Origin of the sequence: Streptomyces sp. NPDC127092, assembly GCF_042722475.1 — a bacterium.
In the GTDB taxonomy this organism is placed as follows: Bacteria; Actinomycetota; Actinomycetes; order Streptomycetales; family Streptomycetaceae; genus Streptomyces.
In genome coordinates this window covers 1-1,011 of the sequence record NZ_JBHXFE010000436.1, presented here as the reverse complement: position 1 = coordinate 1,011, position 1,011 = coordinate 1, and the positions used below count along the sequence as shown (strand labels likewise).

1 protein-coding gene and 1 pseudogene are annotated in these 1,011 nt (G+C 66.6%); both read left to right on the top strand.

Translation table 11 applies throughout. The features are described 5' to 3' along the window. Positions 1-34: 34 nt before the first annotated feature. Positions 35-310: pseudogene (locus tag ACFWJO_RS41090) on the top strand (transposase); the annotation flags it as partial. Positions 311-405: 95 nt separating this feature from the next. Then, positions 406-837, top strand: a complete 432-nt coding sequence (locus tag ACFWJO_RS41085) for a transposase (protein ID WP_386873532.1) — start codon at positions 406-408, stop codon at positions 835-837. The last annotated feature ends 174 nt before the right edge of the window (positions 838-1,011 follow it).

The window sequence follows — 1,011 nt, the reverse complement described above, 5'->3', positions numbered from 1 at the left end:
CTGGTTGCGGCACTGGCACGTGCACCGGGTGGTCATGGAATCGACCAGCACCTACTGGAAGGGCGTGTACTACCTTCTCGAAGCCGAGGGCTTCGACTGCTGGCCGGTCAACGCCCGCGAGGTGAAGAACGTGCCGGGCAGGGCGAAGACCGACCGGGCCGACGCGGTATGGCTGGCGAAGGTGGCCGAACGTGGCATGTGCCGGCCATCGCTGGTGCAGCCGCCCGAGATCCGCCGGCTACGTGACCTCACCCGCTACCGCCGTGCCCTGGTGCAGGATCGCACTCGCGAGCAGCAACGGGTCGAGAAGCTGCTCGAGGATGCCCAGATCAAGATCTCGTCGGTGCTCTCGGACCTGCACGGCGTATCCGGACGGGCGATGATGCAAGCCCTCATCGCCGCGACATGTCCCGATTCCCATCCGCCGCACATCTGGTGTCGTGGGCGAAGTTCTGCCCGCAGACCCACCAGTCGGCCGGCAAGTCCACGAGCAAGGGCCGCGGCAAGGGCAACCCATGGCCGGCCGGCACTCTTGGCTGCATCGCGTTCGCCAACTCCCGCGCCGACACCTTCCTCGGCACCCGCTATCGGCGCCTCGCGCGGCGCCGCGGGAAGCAGAAGGCGATCGTCGCCACCGGCAACTCGGTACGCACCGTCATCTACCACCTGCTCTCCGACCGGGACGCCAAATTCTGCGACCTTGGGCCCGGATACTACGAATGCCGGATCAACAAACACCGCCGCGCCCGCGACCTCGCCACCCAGCTCCAGACACTCACCGGCCAGCACATCGCCATCCGCGACGGCAAAGCCGTCATCACCGACACCGTCGCCTGACCCCACACTTCCTGCGGCAGAACACCATAACCCGGCTCCGCCCGGTGCCTTCGGCCTGCCCACTCACCATCCTATTTTCGGGTCAGACAAGGACTGATCAGGTCCCCGTCCGGCAGCAACGACGCCCGACCACCCGAATCGCGCCGATACACCTGTGACATCACCGCGATGATC